Below are 23,018 nucleotides of genomic sequence, written 5' to 3'. Positions count from 1 at the left end.
GAAACTTAAGGGAGAGCGTCGAAACCTTCGCCAAACCCATTGAGTTCGACCGGAATGCCGATGCCTTCTTCCGGTGTCTGGAAGACGATAAAGGTAGCGGCCTTGCCGGTCTTCAGTGTCTGAACGAGTTGATCTTCCAGAATGACCTCGGCGTAGCAGCCATCCTCAAAGCAACGCACGAAATATGCGCGGCCTATATCCTTACCATCCACGTTCAAACCAAGACCGTTCGGCAAAAGCACGCCGAGGGGCGCGAGAACGCGCAAGATCTTCGCCTTGTTATCAGCGGTTTTCAGGACGACGACCGAAAGGCCCATTTCCGGACGATCCGCCGCAACGACGTTCTGAATAAGCGCGCATTGTTCAGATTTGGCGCCCGCAGGGGTATCACAAAGGATCGACCATGCGCCGTGGGTGGACTTGACCGTACCGCTCTGTTGCGCCGCCATTGCGGCACCCGCAACGACAGACATTGACAGGGCAAGCAGACCAGCAGCGATGCTACGTAGCGCGAAAGAGAACATGTAGGCTCCAAAACGAATCATCCAGACGTTAAACCGCTCCGCTCCGGATGAAAAGAATGCTGCTCAAACGCTCCCCAGCATAGCGCGGCTTATGAGATGTGGTGTAGCCGAAAAATGGCCGGATTGTGAGCCAAACGGCTCTTAGCGATGCAAAATAGCTGCAAGGATGAAAAAACCTGCTTATTCGAGTGCGAGCGGCTGGCGAATGGCAAAGCCGCGCGCAAAAATGCCGCATGGGATCACGTTCGCCTTCCTTGCGATGTAGGCTAATGTGTGATTTGAACGCGGCATATACCCGGGCCATCACGCTGCCCGGTCCTAGTGTATGGAATCAAGCTTCATTCGGGAGATTTCTAGGTGAAGAAGAATATTGTCACGCTGATGGGTATCCTGAGTGGCCTGTTGAGTGCCGGCACTGCTTATGCGGCGCAGCCGGAGCCTTGGCAGATGACTTTCCAACCGGCAGCTTCCGCCATTATGGAGCAGATCGAGTGGTTCGAGCGGTATACATTGTGGTTTATCGTTCCGATCACGCTTTTCGTCATGGCGCTGCTGGCCTGGGTGATGTACCGCTATCGCGCCAGCGCCAATCCAGTACCGTCAAAGACCAGCCACAATACGGCGGTCGAGATTGTCTGGACCGTAGGCCCTGTCGTCATTCTTCTCTTCCTGGCAATTCCATCCTTCCAGTTGCTGACGGCGCAGTATTCGCCCGAAGAACCGAAGCTGACCATCAAAGCCACCGGCTACCAGTGGTATTGGGGTTATGAATATCAGGCGGGCGATGCTCCGGTTTCTTTCGACTCCGTCATGTTGAAAGAGACTGACCGCGCCGCTACAGGGAAGGAAGACAAAAATGCCTACCCGCGGTTGCTGGCGGTCGACAATGAAATGGTTGTTCCTGTCAATACGACCGTGCGTCTGCTGGTCACGGGTGCAGACGTAATTCACTCCTTCTCCATGCCTGCCTTTGGCGTGAAAATGGATGCTGTTGCCGGCCGCAGCAACGAGACGTGGTTCAAGGCCAACAAGGAAGGTATGTACTACGGTCAGTGCTCGCAGATTTGCGGCAAGGATCATGCCTTCATGCCAATCGCGATCCATGTCGTTTCGCAAGATCAATACAATGCGTGGTTTGCTGTCGCCGGGAAAGATCTTCCGGGTGCCTACAAGACGCTTACCGCAGCAATTGACGCAGACAAGAATGTAAGCGTGGCTGGCAACTAAGCCGGCTTTACGCGATTTATTGAGGAACGGGAGCACTTTGATGGCAGGTTCTGCAGCTCACGAAGCACACGACGCCCACAAGCCGACTGGCTGGACGCGTTGGGTCTATTCGACCAATCACAAGGACATCGGCACGCTGTATCTGATCTTCGCGATCATAGCTGGCCTTATCGGTGGTTCGCTTTCGATCGCCATGCGCGCCGAGTTGCAACAGCCGGGCATCCAGATCTTCCATGGTCTGGCATCCATGGTTTATGGCTATGAAGGCGATGCCGCTATCGATGCCGGTAAGCAGATGTACAATGTGTTTTCGACCGCACACGGCTTGATCATGATCTTCTTTATGGTCATGCCGGCGCTCATTGGCGGTTTCGCCAACTGGATGGTGCCGATCATGATTGGCGCCCCGGATATGGCATTCCCGCGGATGAACAATATTTCGTTCTGGCTGCTTCCGCCGGCGCTCCTCCTGTTGATCTTGTCCATGTTCGTTCCGGGTCCTGCCGGTGGCTTTGGCACGGGCGGTGGCTGGACGATCTATCCGCCATATTCGACATCTGGTCAGCCTGGCCCCGCGATGGACTTTGCCATTCTCGCGCTCCACCTTGCCGGTGCATCCTCTATCCTGGGTGCCATCAATTTCATCACCACGATTTTCAACATGCGCGCTCCCGGCATGACGCTGCACAAAATGCCGCTGTTTGCCTGGTCGGTTCTGATCACGGCCTTCCTTTTGCTGCTGGCTCTTCCGGTTCTGGCCGGTGGTATCACCATGCTGCTGACGGACCGTAATTTCGGAACAACCTTTTTTGCGCCCGAAGGTGGCGGTGATCCGATCCTGTTCCAGCACTTGTTCTGGTTCTTTGGTCACCCCGAAGTTTACATTATGATTCTGCCGGCGTTTGGCATCATCAGCCACATTGTTTCGACATTCTCGCGCAAACCGATCTTCGGTTATCTCGGAATGGCCTACGCCATGGTTGCCATTGGTGTCGTGGGCTTTATCGTCTGGGCCCATCACATGTATACGGTGGGCCTGTCACTCGATACACAGCGTTATTTCGTCTTCGCAACGATGGTTATCGCCGTGCCAACGGGTGTGAAGATCTTCTCCTGGATCGCCACGATGTGGGGTGGCTCCATCGAGTTCAAACCGCCAATGGTTTGGGCAATCGGCTTCATCTTTCTGTTCACCGTTGGTGGCGTGACGGGTGTTCAGCTTGCCAATGCCGGTCTCGATCGTTCGTTGCATGACACCTACTATGTGATTGCACACTTCCATTACGTGCTGTCGCTGGGCGCGGTGTTCGGTATCTTCGCTGGCTGGTACTACTGGTTCCCGAAGATGACCGGCTACATGTACAACCACAAGATTGCCCACACGCATTTCTGGGTTATGTTCATCGGCGTTAATCTTGTGTTCTTCCCGCAGCATTTCCTCGGCCTCGCCGGTATGCCACGCCGCTACATCGACTATCCCGATGCATTTGCAGGTTGGAACGAAGTATCGTCGATCGGTTCCTATATTTCCGGCGTTGGTGTGCTGATCTTCCTGTTCGGCGTCTTCGAGGCGTTCGCCAAGAAGCGTGAAGCCGGGGCCAATCCTTGGGGTGCGGGTGCAACGACGCTCGAATGGCAGCTCTCCTCGCCTCCGCCCTTCCATCAGTGGGAACAACTCCCGCGCATTAAATAAGAATGTGATACCGGGATCGCTAGTGGGTGGTCCCGGTATCCCGAAATCTGGGAAAGACAAGACGGACCGAATGGCATTGATTGAGAAAAACGCGAACCTTGATACGAGCATCGGCCTCTCTGAAGCCAATGCATCGGATTATATCGCGCTGCTCAAACCACGTGTGATGTCGCTGGTCGTCTTTACAGGCCTCGTCGGTCTGATGGCTGCACCGGGTCAGATCAATCCTGTCCTGGCAGGAATTGCCATCCTTTGTATTGCAGTCGGGGCGGGCGCCTCGGGTGCACTCAACATGTGGTACGATGCCGACATCGACGCCATTATGAAGCGCACCTCCAAGCGGCCGATCCCTGCAGGACGTATCTCGCGCGAAGAGGCGTTGACCTTTGGCCTTCTGCTTTCGGCCTTTTCGGTCGTAACGCTGGGCCTCTTCGTAAATCTCTTGTCGGCTTTTCTCCTGGCCTTCACGATCTTCTTCTATGCTGTGGTCTATACGATGTGGTTGAAGCGCTCGACGCCGCAGAACATCGTCATCGGCGGCGCCGCAGGTGCATTCCCGCCCATGATAGGCTGGGCCGCGGTGACCAATTCCATCAGCATGGAAAGCATCGTGCTTTTCCTTATTATCTTCCTGTGGACGCCGCCGCATTTTTGGGCATTGTCGCTGTTCATGTCGGATGATTATGAAAAGGCAAAGATTCCGATGATGCCCAACGTCGCGGGTGCTGCATCGACGAAATTCCAGATTTTCCTCTACACTGTGCTGGTAGCGCCTGTCGGTGTGTTGCCTTGGATCATGGGTTTTGCCGGACCTGTTTACGGCGTGTTTTCCGCTGCGATGGGTGTCGCGTTCCTCGCATCCGCCTGGACCGTGTGGCAGGCTCCGGTAGGCGATGCGATGATGAAGCCCGCAAAGAAGATGTTTGCATTCTCCATCTTCTATCTTTTTAGCCTCTACGCGGTGCTGCTCGGTGAAATTCTTGTGCGCAAGGCACTTCTGGTAGCGGGTGCTTGATATGAGCAACGATCTTGTAACTCTTACGGACAAGCAGAAGCGGGCGCAGCGCAGCCGCTCGCTGGCGCTCGCGCTGGCTTTGGCTGCCTTTGTCATCGTTGTCTATGTCGGTACCTGGGCGAAGATCGGTGCCAATCACTCTCAAACGGCACCTGTAACGAGGCCTTTGTGATGAGCAGCAAGATGCCAGCGGACAATAGTCAAACCACGCAGGTTGCCGCACCGAAGCGCAAGGTTTCGGATCGCACCATCGCGATATCGTGCCTCGCATTCTTCTTCGGTATGGTGGGAATGGCGTTTGCCGCGGTTCCCCTCTACGCGATGTTCTGTCAGGTCACCGGTTATGGCGGCACGACCCAGCGGGTCGAGCAAATGTCCGATACCATTCTCGACAAGAAAATTACGATCCGTTTCGACGCCAATACTTCGGGCGGTTTGCCTTGGCATTTCGAACCGGTTCAGCGCGAAGTCACAATGAATATCGGTGAGACAAAGCTGATCAAATATGAAGCCAAGAATATCGTTGAGAAGCCGACTGCGGGCCGCGCGTCATTTAATGTGACGCCGCAAGCTGCGGGTGCTTATTTCAACAAGGTCGAGTGCTTCTGCTTCACGGATACGGTCCTGAAGCCGGGCGAAGATCTGGAGATGCCGGTCGTCTTTTTTGTCGATCCGGACATCGTCAACGCGCCTGAACTGAAGGGCGTCAACACAATCACCCTGTCCTACACATTCTTCCCGATCCCGATGCCAGCACCCGTTGCTGCCAATACCGAGGTGAAGAAGAATGGTATATCAGGACAACTTTAAACTGCGCTGGCTCTATGCCGGTGTCTAGACCAATGAACAGACCTTGCGGGGGTTAGAATGGCCGAAACGCACCAAAAGAACCACGACTATCACATTATCGACCCCAGTCCTTGGCCATTTCTTGGCTCGGTTGGCGCGTTTATCCTCGCTATCGGCGGCATCGCTTTCATGCGCTATCACAGCGGCGGAGAGCTTGTGCTTTTCCGCGCCAACCTCACCAGTCCATGGATCCTTCTCATCGGCGTGGCGATCGTTCTTTATACGATGTACGGCTGGTGGTCGGATACGATCAAGGAAAGCAAGGAAGGTCACCACACGCGGGTGGTTTCGCTGCATCTGCGCTACGGCATGATCATGTTCATTGCCTCCGAGGTGATGTTCTTCGTTGCCTGGTTCTGGGCGTTCTTCGACGCCAGCCTGTTCCCCGGAGAAGCCTCACAAGTGGCGCGCACTGCGTTTACCGGTGGTGTCTGGCCACCAAAGGGTCTTGAAGTTCTCGATCCATTGCACTTGCCGCTCTACAACACCGTCATTTTGCTGCTCTCCGGCACAACCGTGACATGGGCGCACCATGCCCTGATACACAATGACCGCAAGGGCTTGATCACTGGCCTGACGCTGACTGTCCTGCTTGGTTTGCTCTTCTCGTCCGTGCAGGCGTATGAGTATGCGCACGCTCCGTTTGCGTTCAAGGACTCGATCTACGGCGCAACATTCTTCATGGCGACCGGCTTTCATGGCTTCCATGTCATCATCGGAACCATCTTTCTCACGGTATGCCTGCTTCGTTCAATTCGCGGCGACTTTACGCCGACCAAACATTTCGGCTTCGAAGCTGCCGCCTGGTACTGGCATTTCGTTGACGTGGTCTGGCTGTTCCTGTTCTTCTCGATCTATGTCTGGGCCTCCTGGGGTGCTCCGATAGCCGTCGAATAGGCGAACGGATCCAAAAATACCTAGGGCGGTCGTGGAAACACGGCCGCCTTCACTTTTTCAGCACTTTCCTGTGTAAAACATCAATATGATCTGTGCGAAGCTGCCCTGCTAATTCTGGCCCTTGGTGGGGCTGCTGGGTGCTTCAACTTATCGACTGGACAGATCGATGCGTTGGCGTCACTAATCCGGAGACAGATGAAATCCGGACGCTCGTTCCGGATGGAACGCCAATCGAAATCGATCCTTGAGTGCATATGCCGATGAATGAAGACACAGCCTTGTATCCGCCAGTCGACCCTATAGCTGCCGGCGTAAAGGCTCGCTGTCCCCGCTGTGGACAGGGTAAATTGTTCGATGGCTTCCTTGCTCCGGCCAAGCGCTGTTCCAGTTGCGGGCTCGATTACTCCTTTATCGATACGGGCGAAGGTCCTGCTGTCCTCGTTATGCTTTTGATCGGCTTCATCGTTGTGGGTCTCGCGTTGTGGATGGAGGTAACACTCGATCCACCCTTGTGGCTGCATTTCATCCTGTGGATTCCGCTGGCTCTCGTGCTCTGCCTCACGGCGCTCCGCTGGATGAAGGGGGTACTGATCGCCTTACAGTACAAGCACAAAGCTGCCGAGGGACGGCTCGATCTTCCGGCCGGACATGACTGATATTGCCAAGCCAGTAAAGCACAAAGGGTTTCCGTGGATCACGCTTGTCCTCGGCGCGATCGTTTTCGCGATCTTGATCGCCCTCGGGACATGGCAGGTCGAACGTCTGTACTGGAAAGAAGGCTTGCTGGCGGAGATAGAAGCCAGAACACATGCAGCGCCCGCTTCCCTCGCGGAGATGGAAAAGATTTGGGTAACTGAAAGAGACGTCGACTACCGGACGGTGACGGCTACCGGGCGATTCCTCAACGATCGGGAACGTCACTATTTCGCGACCTATGAGGGCACTTCCGGATTCTACGTCTACACGCCGCTTTTGCTTGATGATGGCCGAGCAGTCTTCATCAATCGTGGCTTTGTTCCCTATGACAAGAAGAATTCCGTAACGCGGCCTGAAGGCAAGGTCGAAAGGCAGGTGACGGTAACGGGGCTCGCACGCAATCCTCTTTTTGCCAAACCCTCGTCTATCGTGCCGGATAATGATCTTGTGACCAATATCTACTATTGGAAAGACCTGCCAACGATGGCGCGGCAGTCAGGCATTGCCGAAGATAGACTGGTTCCGTTCTTCATCGATGCAGACAAGACGCCCAATCCCGGTGGCCTGCCGGTTGGTGGTGTCACGATCATCGACCTGCCGAACAGCCACCTGCAATATGCCGTCACCTGGTATGGTCTGGCCGCGACGCTACTCGCGGTCGCCGGGATTTCGCTTTGGCAGCGATACCATCCCAAAGGTCCAAACGAGCCCGAGGTCAGCCAATCTGAAGCTTCGGACTTGACTTCGCGCTGATTGCCGCCCAATTCCAACAACACCGCAACGCTTCCATGAGACACGACACGATGGCTGACAAGAAACCACTGACAATCCGCCTGTGCGGACCGCGCGGTTTTTGCGCCGGTGTGGATCGCGCTATTCAGATCGTCGTCCTGGCATTGAAGAAATATGGCGCGCCCGTCTACGTTCGCCATGAGATCGTGCACAATCGCTATGTGGTTGAAGGCTTGCAAGCGCGCGGTGCGGTTTTTGTCGAAGAGCTCGACGAAATTCCTGCGGAGCATCGCAGTCAGCCCGTGGTCTTTTCCGCGCACGGGGTGCCGAAATCTGTTCCGACCGATGCGGAAAACAAGAACCTGTTCTATCTCGATGCGACATGCCCACTGGTGTCCAAGGTTCACAAGCAGGCCATGCGTCACCAGCGGCTCGGCCGCCATGTCATCCTTGTGGGTCACTCCGGGCACCCTGAGGTGATCGGCACCATGGGCCAGCTGCCCGAAGGTGCGGTGACATTGATCGAAACCATCGATGATGCCGAAACCTACGTGCCCCAGGATCCTGATAATCTCGGCTTCGTGACGCAGACAACGCTCTCGGTGGATGATACAGCCGGGATCATCGCTGCCCTGCAGCGCCGTTTCCCCGCGCTAACCGCACCGGCTGCGGAATCGATCTGTTACGCCACGACTAATCGCCAGGATGCTGTGAAAGCCGCAGCACCCGGCTGTGACTTGTTCCTTATTGTCGGTGCGCCGAACTCCTCCAATTCCAAACGCCTCGTGGAGGTGGCCGAGCGATCGGGTGCCGAACAGTCCCTGCTTGTGCAACGAGCAGCTGACATCGACTGGAGCAGGGTCGGCGACATTTCGGTGGTCGGGTTGTCCGCCGGCGCTTCAGCTCCGGAAATCATCGTTGACGAAATCATCCAGTCCTTTTCGGAGCGCTATATCGTGTCGATCGAACTCGCGGAGACAACCATCGAAACCGAGAATTTCCATGTCATGCGTGATCTCCGCGATGTGGAATTGACGAGCCGCGACATGGCCTTCGTCAACGGAAGCCGGTAAGAGCTAGGATATGGCCGTCTATACCGACATCAATGAAATCGATCTCGCGCATTTCCTCAAGGACTACGATATCGGCGAGCTGCTTTCGTACAAGGGAATTGCCGAAGGCGTCGAAAACTCCAACTATCTGCTGCATACGAGCACCGGATCATACATTCTGACGTTGTATGAGAAGCGGGTAAACAGCAACGATCTGCCGTTCTTTCTAGGGCTGATGCGCCATCTGGCGGGCAAGGGGATACGCTGTCCTTTGCCAGTGAACCAGAAATCCGGATCGAGTATCGGTGAACTGGCTGGTCGTCCTGCTGCGATCGTGACGTTTCTCGAAGGTATGTGGATGCGCCGCCCGACAGTGCAGCACTGCTTTGCCTTGGGCGAGGCAATGGCGAGGATGCATATCGCAGGCGAGGATTTCCCCATGCGCCGTCGTAATGCGCTCTCGGTCGAGGGCTGGCGGCCCCTATGGGATAATTCAAAGGCTGGTGCCGATCGTGTCGAACCTGGCTTGGCCAACGAGACAGAGGCCGATCTCGCCTTCTTTGAAGCCAATTGGCCGTCGCACTTGCCATCCGGTGTCATCCATGCCGATCTTTTTCCAGACAATGTCTTCTTTCTGGGAGACAAGCTGTCCGGACTGATCGATTTCTATTTCGCCTGTACCGACCTTCTTGCGTATGACGTTGCTATTTGCCTGAATGCCTGGTGTTTTGAAAAGGATCACTCCTTCAATCTCACAAAAGGCATAGCCTTGCTTCGCGGTTACACTGGTGTTCGCCCGCTCTCGGCAGACGAAGCGGCAAGCTTGCCGATCCTCGCACGTGGTTCGGCGCTGCGTTTCATGCTGACCAGACTCTATGATTGGCTGAATACGCCCGAAGGCAGCCTGGTCGTCAAGAAAGACCCTATGGAATATATCCGCCGGATGCGCTTTCACCGCCAGATCAAGTCGCCTGAGGAATATGGTCTTGTTCTCGAAGGATCGAAAGCGTGAAGGAGATTCAGGCCTTTACCGATGGAGCTTGCTCCGGAAATCCCGGCCCGGGAGGCTGGGGCGCGGTTCTACGCTGGAACGGCAATGAAAAGGAACTCTCGGGCGGCGAGGCCAATACAACCAATAATCGCATGGAGTTGATGGCGGCGATCTCGGCCTTGAATGCCCTGAAGGAGCCTTGCCAGGTCGATCTTTATACGGATTCGGTCTATGTCCGTGACGGTATTTCCAGCTGGATCGACGGCTGGAAGCGTAACGGCTGGAAGACCGCCGCGAAGAAGCCGGTGAAGAATGCCGAACTCTGGCAAGCGCTGGATGAGGCGCGCAAGCGCCACAAGGTGGTCTGGCATTGGGTCAAAGGGCACGCAGGCCATCCGGAGAACGAACGTGCCGATGAACTGGCCCGTGCAGGTATGGCACCATTCAAACAAAAGCGAATGCCGCAGGTTTGAGATAAGTATCCCTTCGCGTACTTTTGTGATTCATCATGTCAAAGAACCGGGTGTGCTTTCCCTTTGCCACACCCGCTTTCGCGTCTGGCCATTGAATGGTGGTGGGAAAGACGGGCGGTCGTCGAAGCGCGTCTTGGTAGATAGATAATGCGATCCGAAGACCGCCCGTCCGGCGTTTTTTGATCCCGTCCGTTCCGCGTCGGAAACGCCAGCGGCCAGGACTGCGCCCAGCCAATCTGCCGCCCTCACAGTGCTCGTCCAGCACGCACCGGCCTTAGTACCGGCAGGGGAACCCTTGGACAGAACTTCCCCGGACGGCGGGTCCGTTACCCGCCATCGGAGGCGCCGATCCTCTCCCCACTTCGAACGGCTCCGGAAGCAGTTCCCCATGGAAAGGACCGGATTAGAATAAGCGAGGTTTGAGGGTGGTGGATAAACAGCCACGATTATTTTTCGAAATACCTGAGATTTAAGAAGAAGAACCCCTCCCTTGCGCTGCGCGCCTTCCCTCCCCACAAGGGGGAGGGTAAGGCTGTCGCGACTGTCACTGCTGCAGAGTGAAGCCAGAAAATGTTGCAGGATAAAGCGCTGTTACCCTCCCCCTTGTGGGGAGGGAAGCTGCGTAGCAGCAGGGAGGGGTATTTGAAATGGACCAAAACTTATCCACCTGCTGATACGCGCAGCGCTACGTACTAAAGCTGCTCAAGAATGGTGGCGGCGCTCGATGTAATGGCCTGACCGGGAGAATCTTCGATATTGAGCTGTTTCACCACGCCGTCTTCAACCAGCATTGAATACCGCTTGGAGCGTACGCCCATGTTACCGGCACCGAGATCGATATCGAGACCCACGGCCTTGGTGAAGGTGGCATTGCCGTCCGAGAGGTACTGAATCTTGCCCTCGCCATTCGTTGCCTTGGCCCAGGCGCCCATGACATGCGGGTCATTAACGGCAATCACAACGATCGAGTCGACGCCTTTTGCCAGAATGGCATCGCGATTTTCGAGGTAACCGGGCAGATGATTCATGCTGCAGGTCGGCGTAAACGCGCCCGGAACAGCAAAGAGTACGATCTTCTTGCCCTTGAACAGCGCGTCGGAGCGCACTTCGCTGACACCCTCATCGGATTTCGTCTTGAATGTGGCGTCCGGCAAACGCTCGCCTACCTTGATCGTCATGAATTGGCTCCCTGTGAGATGATGATGTGAGACCTATCGCAGATAGGATGCGCACTTTGAAAAGTCGAGGATTTTGATAGCTATTCCTGCACGCCGATTGTTCCAGAGACGGCCCTGTCTCCTTGAACAAGCGTGTAGTTCAGAGGAGGCGTTTTTTTGTCCTTTCCGGAAATGATCCGCACGGAAAAAACAGCGTTGTTTGCCTCGCGGTCCTTTAGCTTCGACATGCCGAACGTAACTATGCCGTCGCCCGCGACGAAAATATCTGTGTCGGCATCAGCCGAAGGCAGTGCTACCGATATCCTCACACGATCATCTTTTCGTACGGCACTAAGGGCCCCGAATGTCGCCGACGCCTCACCTGGCAACGCCTGGAAGGCTGAATCGATCAGCGTTTTGGTCAGCGGGTCGGTTGGTTTTGTGTTGTCCACGGCAAAGTCAAACTCTGCTTTGACGGGGATACAGATCGTCTCGCATATTCCCAAAAAAGCGTGGCCTTTCAGGTGAGCCGGCTTGGCAGGATCGGCGAGGGTCAGCGTAACCGGCAGGGCTATCGGTTTCTTGTATCCTGCCCAATGGGTGTTGCCATCGTCGAAGCGATGCGGCGTTGGAAACGAAAGCACATAGCTTTTGATATTCGTGCTTTCGGTGAGGTCCAATTCCGGAGGCACACCGGCATCACCGGGTTCTCTCCAATAGGTCTTCCAGCCCGGATCAAGGTCGATCTGTAAGGCTCCGCGGATTTCCGGCGACGGCTGTACGGGATTGTCGATGATCAGCCTGACGTTGCCGCCTGGCGTTTTCGTCCAATCGGAATTGGCAGCATGCGCGGGAGCGGTAAACGCGATCAGGGCAGCAAAAAAAAGCAGTTTTATTTTCATTTTTCGACCATTACAGGCCTTTCGGGCACTATCAAGGATGTGCCTGATTTTGCGCATCATTTCTGCGTGAGAAATAGTTCAGGGAGGCACCATCGATCCTCGGATTTGAGCATCGTTTACAATTCGTTACCCAAAGCCGTTGTCATTTACAGAATCCTTGGTACCTTTATTCTCATGGAAATTTTCAGAGACGCCAACAAAGAGACTGGATTTCTGAATGGACAGTTCCTTCTCGCCATGCCGGGAATGGACGACAGTCGTTTTGCGCGCTCGGTCATCTATGTTTGTGCGCACTCTGAAAAGGGCGCCATGGGCCTGATTATCAATCGTGTCCAGGACATGGAGTTTTCAGATATCCTCGTTCAGCTTGGTGTTCTCGACGAGCAACAGGCTATCATGATGCCTGAACGGACCAGAGATTTTCTGGTGCGCAATGGTGGGCCGGTTGAAATGCGGCGAGGCTTTGTCCTGCATTCCGATGATTATCTCACCGATTCAACCATGCCTGTCGCGGAAGAGATCTGCCTGACGGGAACCGTGGATATCCTGCGCGCCATTTCTGGTGGTCGCGGTCCGCGAAAGGCCCTGATGACCTTGGGCTATTCCGGTTGGGCTTCGGGTCAGCTCGAAACCGAAATTGCCAATAATGGCTGGCTCACCTGCGAGGCACCGCAGGAACTGCTTTTCGATACGGATATCGACAGCAAATACGACCGGATTCTTGCTTATATGGGCGTTGATCCGTCGCGGCTAGCCAGTGTAGCCGGCCACGCCTGAAGACCCCTCGCCAATTCACCCTGACGGCCATCTGATGTGATTGTCTCGACTTCCGGTGCTCATGGACGAACATGTCCACTGCGCTCCGGTTCTCGAAAATCGCACCAGTTGACTCATCAGGCTGAATTCTCAAGAGGTCTTTACTACGACGCTTTCGACTGCTGGAACTGTTCTCGCAACAGCTTTGTAGCGACGTCCAGTGTCAGCGGCGGACTGAACATGAAACTCTGCGCATATTCGCAGCCCATCTGCCTGAGTTGCAGCGCATCACTCTCGTTCTCAATGCCTTCCGTAACAACCGACAATCCGAGATCGTGTGCCATGCTGATCATGGAACGAAGCAGAGTTACCTTCTGCGGCTGATCCGCCTTCAGGAAGGACCGGTCGATCTTGATCATGTCGAACGGGAAGGAAGTCAGGTACGACAGGGAAGAGTAGCCCGTGCCGAAATCATCGAGAGAAACACCGACGCCCATCGCCTTGATGCTGGAAAGGACATAGTTAGAGCGCTCCGGATTCTCCATCATCAGGGATTCAGTGAGTTCCAGTTTCAGGCTCGCCGGCTCGATCTGCGTTTGCAGGAGCACCGACCGCACATCGTCGATCAGATCCTGACGGATTAGCTGGCTGCTGGAAATATTGACCGAAACAAACAGCGGCGACGCGCCAAGATTGCGCTGCCAATTGACGAGGTCTTCCGCTGCCCTTTGCATGGCGAAGAGACCGAGCTGCACGATAAGGCCCGAGCTTTCGGCAATTGGAATGAACTCTGACGGTGGGATCGAGCCGCGGCGCGGGTGATCCCAGCGCATCAGGGCTTCAAAGCCGGCGATGCTGTTGTCTTCCAGACGCACGATCGGCTGGTAGGCTATGTGGATTTCGCGGCGCTCAAGCGCGCGGCGCAGATCCGATTCAAGCTGCAGCCTGTCGCTGCCAACCGCACGGAAGGCGGGCCGGAATGGCTCGATACGATCGCCGCCAAACCGCTTGGCCTGGAACATGGCAAGCTCGGCATCCTTGACAAGGTCTTCCGGTGAGGCAGCGCTGCCGCTGGTCCAGGTAATCAGGCCAAGCGATGCAGTCAGCACGATCTCACGTTTGGAGAAGGCAATCGGCGCCCGGATGGCCTGTTTTACAGCTTCGGCGAACGCGGCAATCTGGGCGGGTTCGCTCTCGGAAACGAGAATAAGGCCGAACTGGTCGGCGGACAGACGGCTAAGAGTATCCTGAGGACGCAGCAGGCGATGCAGGCGGCGCGAGATGGTCAGAAGGAATGTATCGCCCGCAGACATGCCGAGCCCGTCATTGACCTGCTTGAACCGGTCAATATCTATGATGAATACCGTCGGCCGGATTCGGCTCTCGGTCTGCGCCATGGTGATCACGGAGCCCAAACGATCGAGGAAAAGCTCACGGTTCGGCAAGCCGGTCAGATTATCGTGCACAGCGTCGTGCAGCAGGCGTTCTTCCGCCTTCTTCTGTTCAGTCACGTCTATGAGGGTGCCGACACAACGGACGATTTCACCATCGGAACCGATGACAGGGCGAGCCTTCAGCGAATACCAATAATAGTGGCCGTCATTGGCACGCAGGCGGAATGTCTGCGAAATACGGCCGCGCCTGTTCTCAAGAATAACATCGAGTGTCGTACGGAAGCGATCGCGGTCATCCGCATGCAGGCTCGGCAGCCAATTGCGCACGGCGCCGTGCAAGGAGCTTGCCGACGCTCCAAGGAAATTGGTGAGGTCCGGCGTAGTGACCACGCGATCACGCGGCACATCCCAATCCCAGACGATATCGCCGGAACCGATAATGGCGAGCGCTTGCCGCTCCACGTCGGAGAACAGCCCCTGTTGCAGCGCGCCGCCGGAAAATGCGTGCTGCATGACGGTGAAGCCGATGAGGAGAACGATAAGGACAAGGCCGCCCGCAAGGGCTGGCTGAATGATGTCATTGGCGAGAATTCCGGAGACGGTCAGCCAGCTGCCCATCAGCCAGACGAGCAGGAGAATCCAGGTGGGTATCAACATGATCGCTCGATCATAGCTTCGGAAGGAGAAGAAGCCGATCAGCACGATGCCGGAAATGATGGTCAGGGCAAATGAGAAGCGGGCGATACCGGCGGCAATCGGCGGATCGAAAATCGCGACGCCGGAAACGATACCCAACCCGAGTATCCATGTCAGCGCGCCATAGCTGAAATTGTCATGCCATCGGTTGAGGTTGAGATAGGTGAAGAGGAAGATCACCAGCGTCGCCGCAAGCGCGACTTCGGTGCCCGCTCGCCACATCTGCTCATTGCCCGGCGTTATCTCTATCAGTTTGTTCCAGAAGCCGAAATCGACGCAGATATAAGCCAGCACTGCCCATGCCAAGGCTGCTGTCGCGGGGAAAAGCGAGGTGCCTTTGACGACGAACAGAATGGTCAGGAAGAGGGCAAGCAAGCCGGCAATTCCGAGGAGAATGCCGCGGTAAAGCGTATAGGAATTGACCGTATCCTTGTAGGCATTCGGCTCCCAGACATAGACCTGCGGCAGGTTGGGTGAAGCAAGCTCCGCAACCAGCGTGATCACCGATCCGGGATTGAGCGTGATCAGGAAAATATCAGCATCTTCGCTGGCTTGCCGATCCAGCGCAAAGCCCTCGCTCGGCGTAATGGATGCAATGCGGGTCGAACCGAGATCGGGCCATATGAAACCTGATCCGACGAGACGGAAGTGTGGCGCGACGATCAGCCGGTCGATCTGCTCGTCAGTGGGATTGGCGAGGGAAAACGCTGCCCAGTCACCGGTAGACCGCTTGTCATTGGCCTGCACCTCGATGCGGCGAACGATACCGTCGGTACCCGGTGCAGTGGAAATCTGGAAGGTTTCGCCTTGGTTCCTGTAGACCTCGACAGCTTTCGACAGGTCAAGCGCCGTGCTTTCCTTGGTGATCTTGATTGTCTCGAACGCATTTGCGGCCGTTTGCATGGTTATCAGCAAAATGACGAGCGCAAGAACTCGCGATAAGCCTTTCAGCATTCGTTCCGTCAATGATGCCACCGATACAACCTTTATTACTCTAGCGTCGCACATCGTCTTCAATCATGGAGAAGAGCAGATGATCTTGCCACATACCATTTATCTTTAGGTAGGAGCGTAGCAGTCCTTCCCTCTGAAATCCGGCTTTTTCGAGAAGGCGGATCGATCTTTCATTGCTTGGAATACAGGCGGCTTCCAGCCGGTGCAACCTTACCTTGGTAAAAGCGTACGGGATAAGCAGGTCCAGTGCTTCGTGCATGTAACCCTGTCCGGCAAAGGGCTCGCCGATCCAGTACCCGATCATACCATTCTGACCAACACCGCGGCGGATATTGCCAAGCGTAACGCCTCCAAGCAGACGCGAATCCTTGTTGCGGAAGAGGAAGAAAGGATGCGCCGTACCAGCCGCTGCTTCTTCGTCATAATGGCGGATCCTGTGCCGAAAGGCTCCACGCTCCAGATCGTCGACCGCCCAAAGTGGTTCCCACGGTGAGAGGAACTCGCGGCTTTGCGCGCGCAAAGTGGACCACGCGCGGTAATCGGAGAGTTGCGGCGGGCGCAAATAGAGCCGCTCGCCCTGCAGGGGCGGTGCAGCGCTTTTCAGGAAGGGCAGGGCGATCATGGCCTTGCCTTGCCGTCAGACAGCGATTTTTCGGGGACTTGCTGTTACAGAAGTAAGCCCCCGACGGACATCGGCAAATTTCATCAGTGAACCGACCGGACCGACGGAAGCTATCGTTGGCGTCGTGTCCAGAAAAAGACGCCCGGCAAGATCGGTCAATCGTTCCGTCGTGATCTTTGACAGTCGTTCGACGAGCTCTTCGGTCGAGACGGAGTGCCCGTAGAGCAGCATCTGGCGCGCGATCTGTCCGGCCCTGCTCGCAGCACTTTCGTGCGACATCAACAGGCTGGCACGATACTGCGCTCGTGCCCGATTCAGTTCTTCCTGACTGATGTTTTGAGCTGCCTGGTGTAGTTCATTGATGATAACCGGGACGAGTTTCTTGAGATGGTTGCGGCCGGTTGCGGCATGGATGCCAAAAACGCCGGTATCGGAAAAACCCCAGTGGAATGCGTAAACCGAATAACACAATCCGCGTTTCTCGCGCACTTCCTGGAAAAGACGGGAAGACATGCCACCGCCCAGGATCATGGCCAGCAATTGCGAAGCGTAGAAATCGCGAACGTGGTAGGCACGTCCCTCAAAGCCGATGACGACCTGGGCATCCATCAAATCGCGTTGTTCGCGGAAATCGCCGCCGACGTAATGCGAGAGATCGGGTTCTGGTGCCGTGGATTTTGTGCGGAACGAACCCAGACGTTTCTCGACTTCGCGCACGAATTCATCGTGCTTTACACCACCTGCGGCGGCGACGACCATGCGCTCGGCGCTATATTGTTCGTCCATATAGCGGCGAAGGTCGGCGGAAGAGAAGGATTGTACGGTTTCCGGTGTTCCAAGTATGGTTCGGCCGATTGTCTGTTCCTGAAAGGCTGCTTCCGTGAAGCGGTCGAACACAACATCATCAGGCGTATCGTGAGCCGCTCCGATTTCCTGCATGACGACGTTTTTTTCGCGCTCGAGCTCGTCAGCGTCGAACTTCGAACTGGTCATGATGTCGGTCAGAATATCGATTGCCAGAGGCATATCATCGCGCAAGACGCGCGCATAATAGGATGTAGTCTCGACGCTGGTGGCCGCATTAATTTCGCCGCCTACATCTTCAATGTCGGCTGCAATTTTCCAGGCAGAACGATTTTCAGTTCCCTTGAAAGCCATATGCTCGAGAAGATGGGCTATACCGTGCTGGTTGTTCGCCTCATTTCGTGACCCTGCCTTGACCCAGATGCCAAGGGCTACACTCTCCAGATGCGGCATTGTCTCTGTCGCAATCGTCAGACCGTTGGAGAGGCGACTGATTTCAACGCCCATTCAATGCTCCTTACCCGCCGCTCTTGAATGTCGGCTCACATACTCTTCCACACTTTTAAGGTCATTGGGAAGTACCGTATACTGTTCTTTTCTCTGCATGAGGTCGCCCAGCCAGAGCGGAAGGTCAGGATGAATGCCACTCGCCGCCTCGACGGCATCGGGAAATTTCGCCGGATGAGCAGTGGCAAGTACGACGCTTGGCGTTTCCCGCCCGACCCGCTCCCGCGCAACTTTCAGTCCGATGGCCGAATGCGGATCAAGAAGATAGCCGGATTGCTTCAGAACATTTGCGATTGCCTCGTCCGTTTCAGCCTTGGTAGAACGCCCGGCATCGAATTCGGCGCGGATTGCGGCAAGCACAGTGTCGGAAATCGTGAAGCTGCCTGATTGCTTCAACCCGTCCATCAAGCGACGCACAGCAGTGGCGTCCCTCCCATGCGCTTCGAAAAGCAAACGCTCGAAATTCGATGAAACCTGTATGTCCATCGACGGCGAGGTGGTGTGCAGTACGCCCCGGGTTTCATAAATTCCCGTTTCGATCGTGCGGGTCAAAATATCGTTATCGTTGGTCGCAATGACCAAACGGTCGATCGGAAGGCCCATGCGCTTGGCAACGTAACCCGCAAAAATATCGCCGAAATTGCCAGTCGGAACGGTAAAGGATACCGGGCGCTCCGGGCTTCCGAGCGAAACGGCAGCCGTGAAATAATAAACGATTTGCGGCATGATCCGTGCCCAGTTGATCGAATTGACCCCCGATAGGGAAAGGGAATCGCGAAAGGCCAAGTCGTTGAACATGCCTTTGACCAGAGACTGGCAATCATCGAAATTGCCTTCGACGGCCAGCGCGTGGACATTCGATGCTGCCGATGTCGTCATCTGCCGCTGCTGCACGGGCGAAACGCGGTTGTGCGGAAACAGGATGAAGATATCGGTGCGATCCCGGTTGGCAAATGCCTCGATGGCTGCGCCGCCCGTATCGCCGGAAGTTGCACCGACAATGGTGGCGCGTTCGTTGCGTTTGGTCAGGATGTAATCCATCAGCCGCGCCAATAGCTGCATCGCCACATCCTTGAAGGCGAGGGTCGGCCCATGGAAAAGCTCGAGAACAAACTCATTATGCCTGGTCTGCACCAGGGGGCAGACCGCTTCGTGACGGAATGTGCCGTAGGCTTCATGCACCATTTTCTCAAAATCAGCCTGATCTATATCGCCGGCAATAAATGGCGTCAGAACCTGAATGGCGATTTCCGCATAGGTTTTGCCGCGCAGCGAGCGGATTTCAGCGGCGGAAAACTGTGGAAACTCTTGCGGAAGGTAAAGTCCGCCATCACGGGCAAGACCGGACAAAAGCGCATCGGAAAAGCCCAAAACCGGCGCTTCTCCACGGGTACTTACATATTTCATCTCGGTCGCCTCATGTACTTTGCTCAATAGTGCCGTCACTGCCCTTGTCAAAAAAAGGCTGCAATGCCCCGTCGCATTATTTCGTTACCGTTGGTATAGAACACGCTCGTTCGTCAAGGTTCGTTCTTCAAGGAAAGTTCAGTTCATGAAGTCAGAAACACAAAAATCTCTGCCCTTCTATCAACTTTGCGCCCCGGTTTGTGCAATGATTTTTGCCGTCGGTCTTGCAGGATGCTCTACCAGCGGCAGCAACAAGGACGACCCGAACAGTCCGCAGGCGCTCGCCACCGCCGAAGCACAAAAACGCATAACAGCGTCCGAATTGACAGCGTTCTGCCCCACGGTGACGATCCGCGAAGGGACCTCGGTCCTGACAAATTATGGAAAATCGGCTGACAAGACGCCTGAGAACCTGATCTATCAAGCTTCTATCTCGAACCAAACACGGTCGTGCCAGTCAAGCGATGGCACCATGACCATGAATGTGGCTGTTGCGGGCAAGCTTGTGCCTGGCGCCAAATTCACGCCCGGCACAATCACAGTACCTATCCGTGTCGCAGTCATTCAAGGAACAAATGTTCTGTACTCGACACTGCACAAGCAGGCGATCTCTGCCACGGACGGCAGTGCTGCCACGCAGTTCGTTTTCAACGATCCTAATGTGAGCTTCCCAAAGCCAACGGCGCAAAACATTCAAGTGTTTATTGGTTTCGACGAAGGTCCGGCAAGCACGGCTTCAAAATCAAAGCCGAAAACACAGTGAGAAAAGGCTGGCATCACGCCAGCCCTTTTTTGCCTAAGCGCCGTTTGAGTCAGACCGCTTCGGACCAAACCGTCATCGCTTCGATAACTGCCGGCAGGTCGCGGTGACGGCTGATCACCGTTTCGGCTCCAGCATCGGTGAGCTTGTCGGCATGCCCCGGATATGTGTGAGCTCCGCCGGTGAAACCAATCACCCGCATGCCAGCAGCCCTTGCTGCGTGAACACCGTGGCTCGAATCTTCGATGACGATGGCGCGAGCAGGATCTATGTTGAACTGCTTTGCGGCGAACAGATAAACGTCAGGGGCAGGCTTAGGTTTCTGCGCCCCGACTTCACGGGCCGAGAAGATATGCGGGGCGAAAAGATCGTAGAGCGTGTTCTGTTCGAGCATCATCTTCAATGATGAACTAAGCGAATTCGATGCGACGCATTTCGGATACTTCAAAGCGGCGATGACCTGTTCGGCACCCTCGATGACATTGAGTTCGTTGCGCAGCTTGTAGTCCATTTGCCGCGCCGATTCCTCGATCAAAGAGGCTGAAATCGGAATGCCGGATTCCTTCTCGACCTGAAGCAGGATATCCGTCCATGTCAAGCCGGCAAACCGTTCTGCGATGTCTTCCGGTTCGATGGGGTAGCCCGACTGCGTCAGCAGCTGAGATTCGACTTCGGCGGCAAGAATTTCTGAATCGACAAGCACGCCATCGCAGTCGAAAATAATGAGCTGTGGTTCCATTAGTCATACCTGTTCGTAAAATAGTGCCGCAACAGTAGCGGCTCTGGTCTTTTTGGGGGATGTCGGGCATCGACTACACGCTTATGGCCGTTGCGTCAAAGACAAGCACTACTTTCATCGATGCAATTTCATTTGCGCTTAGAGCCCGTTTGGAAACTCTACTGCGGCGGTCATCTGACGCGATTTTCTGCGCGTCCGGTGCTCACGTACTTGAGTACGCTGCGCTCCGGTTCTCGAAAACCACGCCATATGCCTCGCCGCAGCGACTTTCCCAAAGGGCTCTTAACGCGATATTTACCGTGTGCGGTAACCATACCGCTATGTAACGCGTCTCCAGTAATCGAGTATCAAATGTCCGTAGTACGTCTCGTGAATGATCTGCCTCAGGCAGCGCCGCAATCTTCCTGGATTGACACCATTCTCAAAGGCGACTGCGTCGCCGCCCTTAACCGTTTGCCCGATCATTCGATCGATATCATCTTCGCCGACCCGCCCTACAATCTTCAGCTCGAGGGGGATCTACATCGCCCGGACCAATCGAAGGTGGATGCGGTCAACGATCATTGGGACCAGTTCGAAAGCTTCCAGGCCTATGACGCGTTCACGCGCGCCTGGCTTCTGGCATGCCGCCGTGTGCTGAAGCCGAACGGCACGATCTGGGTAATCGGCTCCTATCACAACATTTTCCGTGTCGGAGCGACAATGCAGGATCTCGGGTTCTGGATGCTCAACGACATCATCTGGCGCAAGAACAATCCGATGCCGAATTTTCGCGGACGCCGGTTCCAGAACGCCCACGAGACCATGATATGGGCATCGCGCGATCAGAAATCAAAGGGCTACACGTTCAATTATGAAGCCATGAAGGCAGCCAATGACGATCTGCAGATGCGCTCGGATTGGCTTTTCCCGATTTGCACCGGTTCGGAGCGTCTGAAAGATGAGAATGGCGACAAGATACACCCAACCCAGAAACCGGAAGCCTTGCTGGCCCGGATTCTCATGGCTTCATCGAAGCCAGGGGATGTCATTCTCGATCCGTTCTTTGGATCGGGAACCACCGGCGCCGTCGCAAAACGGCTCGGACGCCACTTTGTCGGCATCGAACGGGAACAGAAATATATCGATGCTGCGACGGCTCGCATCGCTGCGGTGGATGCACTAGGCGGGGCCGAACTCACCGTCATGACCAGCAAGCGCGCGGAACCGCGTGTCGCTTTCGGCAGCATTGTCGAATCCGGCATGTTGAAACCCGGTGCGATCCTGAGCGATGCGCGCAAGCGCCACGCCGCTATTGTGCGTGCCGATGGAACTGTAACCACCAGTGGCGAAGCCGGATCCATTCACCGCATGGGTGCGAAAGTGCAGGGGCTCGACGCGTGCAACGGCTGGACATTCTGGCACTTCGAGGATGAGGGCGTGCTCAAGCCGATCGACGAACTGCGTAAGCAGGTACGCACCGGCATGGTTTCCGCAGGCGGCTAGATTTGGCGGTATGGCATCGTCAGGAATTGGAAACGCCTGAGGCATGCCTCGGGCGTTTTGCCTTTTACCTGAGATCAGACGCGAATTCCGAGATTGTTCAGATCCGCCTTTAGCGTTTCAGGATCGATGAATTGCACCGATTGCCAACCCGCAGCTTTGGCGCCGGCAACATTTTTGGCGCTGTCATCGATGAAAAGCGTCTCGGAAGGTTCAAGATCAAAACTAGCGACGTGGTGATCGTAGATTGCCTTGTCCGGCTTGATCAGGCCGATATCGCCGGAAATCGTAACGCCGCGGCTTTCCGTCAAGAACGGATACCGTTCCCAAGCCTCGCGCAAAGTGTCCGAGGCGAAATTGGTTAGCATCGTGACGTCGTGCCCATCGGCGATCAGCTTGCGCATGATCTCAACGCTGCCATCGATCGAATGCGGTACCATCATGTGCCAGTTCTGCCGGAACGCGCGGATGTGGTGCTCGCGGTCGGGAAAATCGGCGATCAGCAGAGCCTCTGCCTCCGACCACTTCCGTCCGCGATCCTGCTCGATGTTCCATTCATGAGTGCAGACATTGTCGAAGAACCATTTGCGTTCAGTGGCATCGGGAATGACGTTCAGGAAGGCTGCATGCGGGTCGTAGTGAATTAGAACCATGCCAATGTCGAAAACGATATGCTTCACTCGTGTCAT

Annotated in this window: 22 protein-coding genes and 1 pseudogene; 14 read left to right on the top strand and 9 right to left on the bottom strand. The window is 55.5% G+C overall.

The window, feature by feature from the left end; genetic code table 11:
- Positions 1–5: 5 nt before the first annotated feature.
- A pseudogene (locus ACSQ3H_RS20585) lies at positions 6–440 on the bottom strand (invasion associated locus B family protein); the annotation flags it as partial.
- Positions 441–905: 465 nt separating this feature from the next.
- Here ACSQ3H_RS20585 and coxB point away from each other — a divergent pair.
- The 11 genes from coxB to rnhA all read left to right on the top strand — a co-directional run bounded on the left by coxB (position 906) and on the right by rnhA (position 10,149).
- The gene (coxB, locus tag ACSQ3H_RS20580) at positions 906–1,751 is read left to right on the top strand and encodes a cytochrome c oxidase subunit II (protein ID WP_436119519.1); all 846 of its coding nucleotides are present in this window, start codon (positions 906–908) and stop codon (positions 1,749–1,751) included.
- 40 nt (positions 1,752–1,791) lie between these two features.
- The gene (gene ctaD, locus ACSQ3H_RS20575) at positions 1,792–3,444 is read left to right on the top strand and encodes a cytochrome c oxidase subunit I (protein WP_436118755.1); all 1,653 of its coding nucleotides are present in this window, start codon (positions 1,792–1,794) and stop codon (positions 3,442–3,444) included.
- A 70-nt stretch (positions 3,445–3,514) separates the two neighbouring features.
- Positions 3,515–4,459, top strand: coding sequence for a heme o synthase (locus tag ACSQ3H_RS20570; protein ID WP_436118754.1), 945 nt, complete (start codon positions 3,515–3,517; stop codon positions 4,457–4,459).
- 1 nt (position 4,460) lies between these two features.
- Positions 4,461–4,631: a hypothetical protein gene (locus ACSQ3H_RS20565; protein WP_436118753.1), complete on the top strand. Its 171-nt coding sequence runs from the start codon at positions 4,461–4,463 to the stop codon at positions 4,629–4,631.
- Positions 4,632–4,642: 11 nt separating this feature from the next.
- Positions 4,643–5,269, top strand: a complete 627-nt coding sequence (locus ACSQ3H_RS20560) for a cytochrome c oxidase assembly protein (RefSeq protein WP_436119518.1) — start codon at positions 4,643–4,645, stop codon at positions 5,267–5,269.
- 57 nt (positions 5,270–5,326) lie between these two features.
- The gene (locus ACSQ3H_RS20555) at positions 5,327–6,205 is read left to right on the top strand and encodes a cytochrome c oxidase subunit 3 (protein WP_436118752.1); all 879 of its coding nucleotides are present in this window, start codon (positions 5,327–5,329) and stop codon (positions 6,203–6,205) included.
- A 260-nt stretch (positions 6,206–6,465) separates the two neighbouring features.
- Positions 6,466–6,861 (top strand): DUF983 domain-containing protein, encoded by a 396-nt coding sequence (locus ACSQ3H_RS20550; RefSeq protein ID WP_436118751.1) that lies wholly within the window; start codon positions 6,466–6,468, stop codon positions 6,859–6,861.
- The gene (locus tag ACSQ3H_RS20545; protein WP_436118750.1) at positions 6,854–7,654 is read left to right on the top strand and encodes an SURF1 family protein; all 801 of its coding nucleotides are present in this window, start codon (positions 6,854–6,856) and stop codon (positions 7,652–7,654) included. Before ACSQ3H_RS20550 ends, ACSQ3H_RS20545 begins: the two co-directional genes overlap by 8 nt.
- A 50-nt stretch (positions 7,655–7,704) precedes the next feature.
- Positions 7,705–8,706, top strand: a complete 1,002-nt coding sequence (ispH, locus tag ACSQ3H_RS20540) for a 4-hydroxy-3-methylbut-2-enyl diphosphate reductase (protein ID WP_436118749.1) — start codon at positions 7,705–7,707, stop codon at positions 8,704–8,706.
- 10 nt (positions 8,707–8,716) lie between these two features.
- Positions 8,717–9,697: a homoserine kinase gene (locus tag ACSQ3H_RS20535; RefSeq protein ID WP_436118748.1), complete on the top strand. Its 981-nt coding sequence runs from the start codon at positions 8,717–8,719 to the stop codon at positions 9,695–9,697.
- A complete protein-coding gene (gene rnhA, locus ACSQ3H_RS20530; protein WP_436118747.1) occupies positions 9,694–10,149 on the top strand; it encodes a ribonuclease HI in 456 nt (151 codons plus the stop codon). Before ACSQ3H_RS20535 ends, rnhA begins: the two co-directional genes overlap by 4 nt.
- 692 nt (positions 10,150–10,841) lie before the next feature.
- Here the strand turns inward: rnhA and ACSQ3H_RS20525 are convergent.
- Both ACSQ3H_RS20525 and ACSQ3H_RS20520 read right to left on the bottom strand, forming a co-directional pair.
- Positions 10,842–11,327 (bottom strand): peroxiredoxin, encoded by a 486-nt coding sequence (locus ACSQ3H_RS20525; RefSeq protein WP_436118746.1) that lies wholly within the window; start codon positions 11,325–11,327, stop codon positions 10,842–10,844.
- Positions 11,328–11,407: 80 nt separating this feature from the next.
- Positions 11,408–12,208, bottom strand: coding sequence for a protein-disulfide reductase DsbD domain-containing protein (locus ACSQ3H_RS20520; RefSeq protein WP_436118745.1), 801 nt, complete (start codon positions 12,206–12,208; stop codon positions 11,408–11,410).
- Between the two features lie 174 nt (positions 12,209–12,382).
- On the opposite strand from ACSQ3H_RS20520, the gene ACSQ3H_RS20515 reads away from it, so the two are divergent.
- Positions 12,383–12,985: a YqgE/AlgH family protein gene (locus tag ACSQ3H_RS20515; RefSeq protein WP_436118744.1), complete on the top strand. Its 603-nt coding sequence runs from the start codon at positions 12,383–12,385 to the stop codon at positions 12,983–12,985.
- Positions 12,986–13,128: 143 nt separating this feature from the next.
- On the opposite strand, the gene ACSQ3H_RS20510 is transcribed toward ACSQ3H_RS20515, so the two are convergent.
- The 4 genes from ACSQ3H_RS20510 to thrC form a co-directional block, all read right to left on the bottom strand.
- On the bottom strand, positions 13,129–15,957 hold the full coding sequence (locus tag ACSQ3H_RS20510; protein WP_436119517.1) for an EAL domain-containing protein: 2,829 nt from the start codon (positions 15,955–15,957) through the stop codon (positions 13,129–13,131).
- Positions 15,958–16,048: 91 nt separating this feature from the next.
- Positions 16,049–16,630, bottom strand: a complete 582-nt coding sequence (locus ACSQ3H_RS20505) for a GNAT family N-acetyltransferase (protein WP_436118743.1) — start codon at positions 16,628–16,630, stop codon at positions 16,049–16,051.
- A gap of 15 nt (positions 16,631–16,645) precedes the next feature.
- Positions 16,646–17,941 (bottom strand): M16 family metallopeptidase, encoded by a 1,296-nt coding sequence (locus ACSQ3H_RS20500; RefSeq protein ID WP_436118742.1) that lies wholly within the window; start codon positions 17,939–17,941, stop codon positions 16,646–16,648.
- Positions 17,942–19,348, bottom strand: coding sequence for a threonine synthase (gene thrC, locus ACSQ3H_RS20495; RefSeq protein ID WP_436118741.1), 1,407 nt, complete (start codon positions 19,346–19,348; stop codon positions 17,942–17,944).
- Positions 19,349–19,493: 145 nt separating this feature from the next.
- Here thrC and ACSQ3H_RS20490 point away from each other — a divergent pair, with 145 nt between their 5' ends.
- Positions 19,494–20,111: a hypothetical protein gene (locus ACSQ3H_RS20490; RefSeq protein WP_436119516.1), complete on the top strand. Its 618-nt coding sequence runs from the start codon at positions 19,494–19,496 to the stop codon at positions 20,109–20,111.
- Between the two features lie 49 nt (positions 20,112–20,160).
- Here ACSQ3H_RS20490 and ACSQ3H_RS20485 read toward each other — a convergent pair whose 3' ends face one another.
- The gene (locus tag ACSQ3H_RS20485; protein ID WP_436118740.1) at positions 20,161–20,847 is read right to left on the bottom strand and encodes an HAD family hydrolase; all 687 of its coding nucleotides are present in this window, start codon (positions 20,845–20,847) and stop codon (positions 20,161–20,163) included.
- Positions 20,848–21,198: 351 nt separating this feature from the next.
- Here ACSQ3H_RS20485 and ACSQ3H_RS20480 point away from each other — a divergent pair, with 351 nt between their 5' ends.
- Positions 21,199–22,332: a site-specific DNA-methyltransferase gene (locus ACSQ3H_RS20480; protein ID WP_436118739.1), complete on the top strand. Its 1,134-nt coding sequence runs from the start codon at positions 21,199–21,201 to the stop codon at positions 22,330–22,332.
- A 74-nt stretch (positions 22,333–22,406) separates the two neighbouring features.
- Here ACSQ3H_RS20480 and ACSQ3H_RS20475 read toward each other — a convergent pair whose 3' ends face one another.
- The gene (locus ACSQ3H_RS20475) at positions 22,407–23,018 is read right to left on the bottom strand and encodes an HAD family hydrolase (protein ID WP_436118738.1); all 612 of its coding nucleotides are present in this window, start codon (positions 23,016–23,018) and stop codon (positions 22,407–22,409) included.

This window comes from Phyllobacterium sp. LjRoot231, from assembly GCF_964253365.1.
Classification (GTDB): domain Bacteria; phylum Pseudomonadota; class Alphaproteobacteria; order Rhizobiales; family Rhizobiaceae; genus Phyllobacterium.
The sequence above is the reverse complement of the archived record's forward strand: the minus strand, read 5'-3'. Positions and strand labels throughout refer to the sequence as shown.